This window comes from Secundilactobacillus angelensis, assembly GCF_012641075.1.
GTDB lineage: Bacteria > Bacillota > Bacilli > Lactobacillales > Lactobacillaceae > Secundilactobacillus > Secundilactobacillus angelensis.
In genome coordinates this window covers 1-5076 of sequence record NZ_JAAXLJ010000039.1, presented here as the reverse complement: position 1 = coordinate 5076, position 5076 = coordinate 1, and the positions used below count along the sequence as shown (strand labels likewise).

Here is a 5076-nt window from a genome sequence, read left to right as displayed (position 1 = left end):
GATTTAGTTGAAGAAATGAACAAAGTTACTGATGCTGATATTGATCAGAAGTATGATGAATTAGCTAAGACCTACACCATGAACCCTGGTGACAACGACAAAGCTTTCTTTGAAGACCATGTTAAGTACCAGATTCGTGAATACTTCGGTTTGAAACGTTTCATGGACGCTCATGGCTACACTGCCTTCTCAGATAACTTCGAAGACTTGTATGGCATGAAGGAATTACCTGGTTTAGCTACTCAATTATTGATGGCCGAAGGCTATGGCTTTGCCGGTGAAGGTGACTGGAAGACTGCTGCTCTTGACCGCTTAATGAAGATCATCAGCCACAACAAGCGGACTGCCTTCATGGAAGACTATACCCTTGATTTACGTAAGGGCCATGAAGCCATCCTTGGTTCACATATGCTTGAAGTTGACCCAACCTTAGCAACTGACAAGCCTAAGATTGAAGTTCACCCATTGGATATTGGTGGCAAGGAAGATCCAGCCCGTTTGGTCTTTGCCGGTGGTGAAGGCGACGCAATCGATGTTACCTTGGCAGACTTCGGTGACGAATACCGGATGATCATGTACGAAGTAGATGGCCATAAGGCAGAACCGATGCCTAAGATGCCAGTTGCTAAGCAGATGTGGACTCCTAAGGCTGGTCTTAAGAACGGCGCTACTCAATGGATCGAAAATGGTGGTGGTCACCACACTGTCTTCTCATTCGGCGTAACCGCTCAACAAGTGGAAGACTTCGCTAAGATGGTTAACTTACACTTGATTAACATCAAATAGGTAATTCATACAGATAAATTTAAGAGGCATATCCAATAAGGATATGCCTCTTTTTGTGTGGTTAACAATAATAAATTAATGAACATAGCACATTTCAATCGAAAATTTATTATATAAATTATGAGATGCCGTTGACTTTTACGTATAAATATTATAATATTACTTGTAAGCGTTATCTTAAACATTCGAGGATTCGCTTTTAATAAAAGTGTTTTCTTTTATTTTTTGGACATTCTAATGATTGATTATGTAAATCGCTTACACCGTTTGCTGAACAATGCTATTAGAATCTACTCAATTTTTCTAGATAATTATAAATAAGGGGTATTTGTTATGACGAATGAGAAACGAATTCCAAGTTGGTTCATTTATTTCTTTGGATCATTTGGCGGCATTTTGTTTGGTTATGACATTGGTGTTATGACCGGTGCATTGCCATTCTTGAAAATTGATTGGAATATTACCAATGCTTCATTAACAGGTTGGATTACTTCAGCCGTCATGTTTGGTGCCATCTTTGGTGGCGCCTTGGCTGGACAATTATCCGATAAACTTGGTCGTCGGAAGATGATTTTAATTTCAGCTGTTATCTTTGCTATCTTCTCACTTTTGTCAGGGATTGCGCCAAATAATGGTTCAATTTATTTGATTATTGTGCGAATTTTCTTAGGGCTTGCAGTTGGTGCTGCGTCAGCCTTAGTTCCACCATATATGTCCGAATTAGCCCCAGCTAGGTTACGTGGGAGACTATCAGGATTGAATCAAACAATGATTGTTTCTGGAATGTTGATTTCTTACGTTATGGACTTCATCCTGAAAGACTTACCCACAGCTTGGGGATGGCGTGTCATGCTTACTTTTGCCGCAGTTCCTGCCATTATTTTGTTCTTCGGCGTTTTGCGTTTGCCTGAATCACCTCGCTTCTTAGTGAAACATGGTGATGAAGAAGCAGCTAAGCGAGTTCTGAGCTATGTTCGTGACTCACAAGGTGAAATTGATAGTGAGTTAAAGGATATTAAGCAAACTGCTAGTCAAGAAACAGTTGCATCAAAGAGTACACGTTATTCAACACTGTTCACAGGGAAATATCGTTACTTGGTTATTGCTGGTGTTGGAATTGCAGCTTTTCAACAGTTTCAAGGTGCCAACGCAATCTTTTACTACATTCCTTTGATTGTTGAAAAAGCCACAGGTAGCGCTGCAAGTAATGCTTTGTTGTGGCCAATTATTCAAGGTATCATTTTGGTATTAGGCTCATTGCTTTACATGGCAATTGCTGAAAAGTTCAAGCGGCGTACCTTGATTATGTTGGGTGGTAGCGTCATGGCATTATCATTCTTCTTACCTGCTATCATTAACAAGTTGGATCCAAACGTAAATCCAATGATGATCGTCGTATTTTTAAGTATCTATGTTGCCTTCTACTCATTTACATGGGCGCCTCTTACATGGGTTATCGTTGGTGAAATGTTCCCATTGGCTATTCGTGGTAAAGCTGCTGGATTAGCATCCTCATGCAACTGGATTGGTTCATGGGCAGTGGGCCTCTTGTTCCCTATCATGACCGCTGCAATGTCTCAAGAAGCCGTGTTTGCAATTTTTGGTGCTATCTGCGTATTAGGTGTTCTATTTACTCGCTTCTTTGTTCCTGAAACAAAGGGTAAAAGTTTGGAAGAAATTGAGTCTGAAGGTACACGGTAATTAATAAATCTTAGTTGAATTTATTGTTTGAATAAGACATTAAATTTTGAGAGATAGTCTGGCTATCAGCTAATAAATGCTAATGGCCGGACTATTTGTCTTAAAAGCTATGAACATTCAAAAAAAGATGTTATTGAATTGTAATTTATTATGGCGACCCGTAAACGGACAAATCTGATATACTAAAATCTAGAACTGTTTATTGGATACTATTTTATTTAGCAAACGAGGAGTCGCTTAAAATATCAATACCCGCAACTATATTGGGGATGAGCTGGGTATAAATGGGAGTTATTATATGAAAGCAAAATATGAAATTGTGGAGGATGGCATAAAGGATAAAATACTGTCCGGGGCCTATGATATTGACGCAAAGCTCCCAACTGAAACCGAGCTTATGAATGAGTTTCAAGTTAGCCGGTACACGGTTAGAAGGGCTGTTGGTGATCTTGAAAACGAGGGGTATATTTATCGTATTCAAGGTGGTGGCATGTACGTTAATGATTGGCAAACTGCTCAAGCAAAGAGCAATGCTTCTAACCGAATGATTGGCGTGATAGCAACACATATTGCGAACTACATTTTTCCAAGTATTATTAGCGGTGCAGATCAGATTATTTCTAATAATGGTTTTTCTATCCTATTAGCCAATACGCATAATGATCCTAAATTAGAACGTCGCTCATTGACAACGATGTTACAAAGTAATGTGGCAGGTTTGATTATCGAGCCAACCCAAAGTACATTACCAACCAAAAATCGTGATTTATATTTAAAGATAAAACAACTAGGTTTGCCAGTCGTTTTTATTAATGCTGAATATGATATTCCAGAACTGAATGCTGCCTCAGTCACAACTAATGATGTGGGTGCTGTGAAGGAATTAACTAATTATTTGATATCACAAGGTCACGAACGGATACTGGGTGTCTTTCAGGTAGATGATATTCAAGGCGTCAATAGAATGAACGGTTTTATCAAAGCCTATCAGGAACATGCTGACATTGTTCTTGAGAGTAATATTATTATGTATCAATCAATGGATCCAATAAAAAAAGTACTGACTCAAGTTGAACGTGCGATTCAAAACGACCCGCACCCAACTGCCATTGTTTGCTACAATGATCAGTTGGCGATTCGTGTGATGGATATGGCTAAGTCAATGAACCTATCCGTTCCAGAGGATATTTCTATTACTGGCTTTGATGATTATAACGTCGTTCGCTATATGCATCCAGCTATAACCACAATGGTGCATGAGAAGGAACGAATGGGTCATGATGCTGCACAAATGCTAATGGAAATGATGGCGAAGAAACCGGTAAAATCCATTATTTACGATCCAGAGATGGTGATTCGGGATTCTGTTAAAAAATTAACTAAGTAAAGTAGTGAAGTTAAGCATATTCCGGAAAGTTTCCTAAAGAAGTTTGAGGTTTTCCTCAAGCTTTTTTTGTATGGTAGGCTAACTCTTATACGTATAAATTATAAAAAGAATTGTTGATTTATTAGTATAAATGTTATAAAATTCACTGTGTAAGCGATTAACATATCAATAAATTACGGAAGAATATTCCACTGATTACATTATTCAATGATAAATGAGTGACCCTGTATTTGATGGGGGCGTTTATCATGTGTCTTCAGCTTCATCTGTAGAGTAGATATGTACCACTAATATTGAATTGAATTTTTTTATTCATTTTTTATTGTATTTGATTATTAGGCAGAAGGAGATATTTAAATGTTAGAGGATCTTAAGCAAGAAGTTTATGAAGCAAATATGCAACTTCCTAAACTGGGTTTAGTTACTTTTACCTGGGGAAATGTTTCAGGTATTGACCGTGAAAAGGGTCTATTCGTCATCAAACCTTCTGGTGTTGAATACGATCAGTTAAAGCCTGAAGATCTGGTTGTTGTGAACTTAAAGGGTGAAGTTGTTGAAGGTTCAATGAATCCATCTAGTGACACACCAACTCATACTTACCTGTATAACCATTTTCCAAAAATTGGCGGGATCGTTCATACCCATTCACCGTGGGCTGTGTCGTTTGCTGCAGCTAAGATGGATATTCCAGCCATGAACACTACGCATGCTGACACGTTCTTTGGCGATGTGCCAGCTGCTGATGCTTTGACCAAGAAAGAAATCGAAGAGGATTATGAGGGTAATACTGGTAAGACCATCGTTAAAACTTTTGAGGAACGTGGATTAGATTATGAAGCTGTTCCGGCTGCCCTAGTAAGTCAACACGGCCCGTTTGCTTGGGGGCCAACTCCAGCGAAGGCAGTTTATAATTCCAAGGTTTTGGAAGTTGTTGCTGAAGAGGATTTCCACACTATGCAACTAACCCATCAAAGTTCAGAATTACCACAATATTTGTTAGACAAGCACTATTACCGTAAGCATGGCGCCAATGCTTACTATGGTCAAAACAATGCGCATTCAAAAGACCATGCAACTCGTTCTTAATTTTAAGGCACGATAATAAAGGAGATTTTATATTATGTTAAGTACTCCAGATTACAAGTTCTGGTTTGTTACCGGTAGTCAATTTTTATACGGTGACGAACAATTAAAGTCCGTTG

The 5076-nt window shown here is 38.7% G+C and carries 5 protein-coding genes; all 5 read left to right on the top strand.

Features of this window, described 5'->3' with window-relative positions:
• A partial coding sequence (locus tag HC026_RS12120; protein WP_456300136.1) for an L-arabinose isomerase family protein occupies window positions 1-786 on the top strand: 786 nt, incomplete at its 5' end.
• Between the two features lie 333 nt (window positions 787-1119).
• A complete protein-coding gene (locus HC026_RS12115) occupies window positions 1120-2487 on the top strand; it encodes a sugar porter family MFS transporter (RefSeq protein WP_168926173.1) in 1368 nt (455 codons plus the stop codon).
• A 298-nt stretch (window positions 2488-2785) separates the two neighbouring features.
• A complete protein-coding gene (locus tag HC026_RS12110; protein ID WP_168926172.1) occupies window positions 2786-3874 on the top strand; it encodes a GntR family transcriptional regulator in 1089 nt (362 codons plus the stop codon).
• A gap of 357 nt (window positions 3875-4231) precedes the next feature.
• The gene (locus tag HC026_RS12105) at window positions 4232-4960 is read left to right on the top strand and encodes an L-ribulose-5-phosphate 4-epimerase (RefSeq protein ID WP_168926171.1); all 729 of its coding nucleotides are present in this window, start codon (window positions 4232-4234) and stop codon (window positions 4958-4960) included.
• 34 nt (window positions 4961-4994) lie between these two features.
• Window positions 4995-5076: hypothetical protein (locus HC026_RS13190; RefSeq protein WP_456300135.1), on the top strand; the 82-nt coding region annotated here is incomplete at its 3' end.